At 51.9% G+C, this 3,719-nt stretch carries 5 protein-coding genes; 1 reads left to right on the top strand and 4 read right to left on the bottom strand.

Annotation, left to right across the window (positions count from 1 at the left end; all coding sequences use genetic code 11):
• A partial coding sequence (locus H6G62_RS26270) for a transposase (protein WP_190492062.1) occupies window positions 1-317 on the top strand: 317 nt, incomplete at its 5' end.
• A 7-nt stretch (window positions 318-324) separates the two neighbouring features.
• Here H6G62_RS26270 and H6G62_RS26265 read toward each other — a convergent pair.
• The 4 genes from H6G62_RS26265 to H6G62_RS26250 form a co-directional block, all read right to left on the bottom strand.
• The gene (locus H6G62_RS26265) at window positions 325-1,095 is read right to left on the bottom strand and encodes a hypothetical protein (protein ID WP_190500709.1); all 771 of its coding nucleotides are present in this window, start codon (window positions 1,093-1,095) and stop codon (window positions 325-327) included.
• 573 nt (window positions 1,096-1,668) lie between these two features.
• Window positions 1,669-1,881 (bottom strand): hypothetical protein, encoded by a 213-nt coding sequence (locus tag H6G62_RS26260; protein ID WP_190500707.1) that lies wholly within the window; start codon window positions 1,879-1,881, stop codon window positions 1,669-1,671.
• Between the two features lie 241 nt (window positions 1,882-2,122).
• Complete coding sequence (locus H6G62_RS26255) at window positions 2,123-3,328, bottom strand: M23 family metallopeptidase (RefSeq protein ID WP_190500705.1); 1,206 nt, start codon at window positions 3,326-3,328, stop codon at window positions 2,123-2,125.
• Window positions 3,309-3,719: hypothetical protein (locus H6G62_RS26250; RefSeq protein WP_190500703.1), on the bottom strand; the 411-nt coding region annotated here is incomplete at its 5' end. The genes H6G62_RS26250 and H6G62_RS26255, both read right to left, overlap by 20 nt.

Below are 3,719 nucleotides of genomic sequence, written 5' to 3'. Positions count from 1 at the left end.
TTGAAGACTTTGAGCAGGATGGCCCTAAGATTCTTATCATTTTAGACAATGCAAGTATTCATAAAAAGGCAGAGATTCTAGAGAAGATAGCGAAGGAGATGCCCAACATTGTTTTAGAATTTCTGCCACCCTACAGTCCGGACTATAATTTAATCGAGTTAGTTTGGCACTCTGCAAAGGAATTCATTGCCAATCGTCTATTTGAGTCGATTGAGGATCTAGAAGCGCTTGTTCATAACCTGTTGAACGAAGGGCAGCTTGTCATCAAATGGGATCGCAAGATCAAAAACAAAGGAAACACAATCAATGCAATTTAAATGCATATCAGCTTAAAAAGAGAAAAAACCATCCCCAAGATAATCCGGTAGCAGCCAGAGCCATATCAGCAATGCCTCTGAATGGGTTGCCCGCTAGATCTCGATCTATTTCAGCTTTTACTTCAGCTATGTAAGACTGGTAGTACCAAAATGTACCACCAACTAACAGGAAAGACCAAACACTAGGTTCATACAGCCATGCGAAATTCTTTCTGAATAGAAAAAATGCAGAAAATAATGTGAAGATACTTAAAATAATTGCTTCTTCAGCTCCATTCCTAAAATAGTTCAAAGTTCCCACACCCGGAGCTGTCAAGATTGGCGATAACATTCCAAAGAATGTGATTGCAACACCCAAGAATCCTATGAACTGAGCTATGTCTAGGTTTAGATCCTGATTATTAACACCAGAAAGTTGAATGGTCAATCCTGAGTCAGATTTCTCTTTGATGCTCTGATGATCAGAAAAGCTAGTCATTGCGAAGGGACGAGCTTTAAGTTCATGGCTGTGACACCAGGTTGCAAAAGGTTCTCCTAGCTTTCGGCCATAAACATAAACCTCGTAGGCAGGTTCAATATTCAGGCTCTTAATGCCATTGAAAATATAGTTGGCAGCCTCCTCAGATGGCGCTTTCTGGGCATCCAACATAACATGAAGATTGCCGTGATCAAGATTTACAGATGCCGAAATTTGTTTCTTCTGAAGAGAACGATTGATAATCGTAGCAATTGCATCTGGATTTCCAGAGCTTGCTTGCTCTAGCAACGTAGATGTCATCTTTATACGCTCCTCAATTGACTTCTAAATCAGTAATTATGCAAAAATTCAGATTCAGGCTTGCCTCTATTCCTCAGAAGCTAGTTCTATATCTTGCCCATCACTACATACAGCAGGCATAACGTATCGAACCTGCATCACTGCATGTCAATATCCCTCTTTCTTTCCTTCTGGCCGAGGCGATGACTTAGAGAAGAGGGCCGCCATTTGCCCACTGCCTTGACTGCATTGAGGTAAGGAAGAGTTGGCTGTTCAAAAAACTGATCTGACATACGTTCAACCGCAATTAGGCCGGATCCATTCATCAGGGGATATCCCCAGAACATTCCCACTGCAAAACAAGGCACTCGGAATGCCTGACTACTTTGGGTTTATCGGACAACGACCAACGGGAACAACCATCTCACATCACCTAGGACTGCTTCAAACTCAGCAGTATCCAAAGCTCTGTGAGGTTCACTCCACCTAGAGTACCCATCCCTGCGACGGAATCACACATTACAAAACTAAATATTCTGCCCCTGGAAAATACCGTCTTGCCGGGGCTACTAGACTTCCACCACCAAGGCCAACCTAGCCCACGACGGCCTCATCATCGAGGTCTTTGAGGGCTTGTTCTAGGGCCATCCTCACCACCACCGCATTCTTGCGTTTGAGCCAGGTAGCGGCCTCAGAAAGCTGCTGGTGCAAAGACTCTGGCATATCTACCGTAAAGCGAATGATCCGTTCTTGAGATGTCGGGAAGGCACTGGCTAGCCGCAGGGGTCTGTCAGCCAGTGAGTTCATCGAGCAACTCGGACGAGGGCTGATAGTAATCGAGGGCTCTCCAGACAATAGCCAGATGGTCGAACGTTAGCTTAATCGGCGGGAAGCCCCGCACTCTACGCGGAGCGTGTCGGGAGAACGTCACGCTCGATAGATCTGCCCCCGTCCTGGGCACCATAAATCCAGCGCAACGTTTGAACACCTCAGAGAGCGAATCCCACCTGGCCGCACTGGCTAGGTGGGGTTTTGTTTGGGGTGATGTCTATCGGCCTAGCTGCTCTAGAACCGCATTCACCCGTCGCTGTTGGTCGGCAGGCACATTCATCGGTGGCCCACCCTTGGCTCTGCGACTGGCCTGGAGGGCAGCAGTACGGGCTTGAATAATCTGCTGCGGAGTTGGGTCTACGGTGGGCAGATGGCGCACAAACATTGTTCCAGCGTTGGGCGATTGAGTGTAGCCGTCTAACGCGGCAACCAGGGCCGCCTGCGACAAGGGTTGTCCGAACTTAGCCTGCGCTTGAGTTTGGATGTCTTGTTCGGCTTTCCTTAAGGTGCCCAACCAAGAGGCGTCTGCGGCTTCGGGCGATGGGGCACAGTGCTGATAGGAGAATGTGCCTTGGTTCTGGCAACGGCCCTGCCAACCTGGATCACGATGGCCAAAGAAGGCACGGGTAGGGTTGCCGTTGGCGTCGCGAGTTCCCTCAGCTCGTCCGATGGCGCGTTTGAGGAGGTCATCGGATAGGGATTGACCTGGTGCGGATGCGGATGCAGATTTAGCCTCGTTCCGCTGGATGGACTCCTTAGCCCAAGCCTGGGGATTCACCCAGGCTCCGTTGCGTCTAATTTTCCAGTCCAGGTGAGGCCCGGTGCTGACGCTATCGGTCGGGCTGACCTTGGCGATAATCTGCCCAGCGGTGACGATATCGCCTATCGCCACCAGGATGGCATCAACATGGACAAGCTGATGCTCCACCGCCCCTTGCCAGTCTTGACCCTGAATATGAATCTGATAGCTGGCCCCGTTGGCGGATGTGCCAATCTTACGAATCTCACTGACTTGGCCAAAGATGGGACTGGCGACATCAGCTCCGGCACAGCCCCCGACTCGGCAATCAAAGTCAACACCTCCGTGGGGGCCATAGCGGCGTTGGTTACCCGTCTCAGGCCCAAAGCTTTGACCAAAAGCAGGTTTGTAATCGACCAGGTCTTGCAACGACTTCCCTACGATAGGCGAGGCTAAGGTCTGGCCCTGGGCAGCCGCGTTGGCCATCGGGATAGCCCTGCGTAGCGTGAATCGGTCGTTGGTGTCTTTATCCAACATCACCCAACCCGATGCCCCAATCAGCGCCACGCAACTGAGTTTGAGAACCACGTCACCGGCCTGGATGGCGCTACCAATCACCCAGCGCCAGGTCGGCGGCAGGTCGGTCCAGTGCGGTTTGTGGGGGCTAACGGCTGAGTTCGGCATGGGTTACGGTTCCTTCATGCACGGTCACATCGACAGCAAGGCCATTGTCGAGGAGCCAGCGGTAGGCACCCTCACCCAGAGCACAGGCTGGGGCACCGAGGGCAACCAGGGTGATGACTTCGGACTCCCCTAGCAAGGCCCGTCGTAGGTCGGCCAGAGCAGCATCGATGTTGAGCGGTTCTGTCGTAACGTCGGTGCATCCTGTAAGGCGGGCGTCATCGGGGGCCACCCGGCGGGCGTCACGGTCTGCCCAATCTTGATGGGCATTGATAGCGTTGCGGCCATGGTGGATGGGATTCCAAAACCGCCCCCGCCCTGGCTCTAGCAGATCTAGAAACACCACCCCCGCCATGGCACAGGCCAGGATGGCCAGACGACGGGTTCTCATGCG

Origin of the sequence: Phormidium sp. FACHB-1136 (assembly GCF_014697375.1) — a bacterium.
Classification (GTDB): Bacteria; Cyanobacteriota; Cyanobacteriia; order Phormidesmidales; family Phormidesmidaceae; genus Nodosilinea.
Note: the sequence above shows the minus strand (reverse complement) of the source record. Positions and strands in the feature narration are given on the sequence as shown.

Excerpts from the sequence above, each read along its gene's own strand:
- H6G62_RS26265 (WP_190500709.1), bottom strand. The coding sequence starts at position 1,095 with ATGACATCTACGTTGCTAGAGCAAGCAAGCTCTGGAAATCCAGATGCA.
- H6G62_RS26260 (WP_190500707.1), bottom strand. The coding sequence starts at position 1,881 with ATGAACTCACTGGCTGACAGACCCCTGCGGCTAGCCAGTGCCTTCCCG.
- H6G62_RS26255 (WP_190500705.1), bottom strand. The coding sequence starts at position 3,328 with ATGCCGAACTCAGCCGTTAGCCCCCACAAACCGCACTGGACCGACCTG.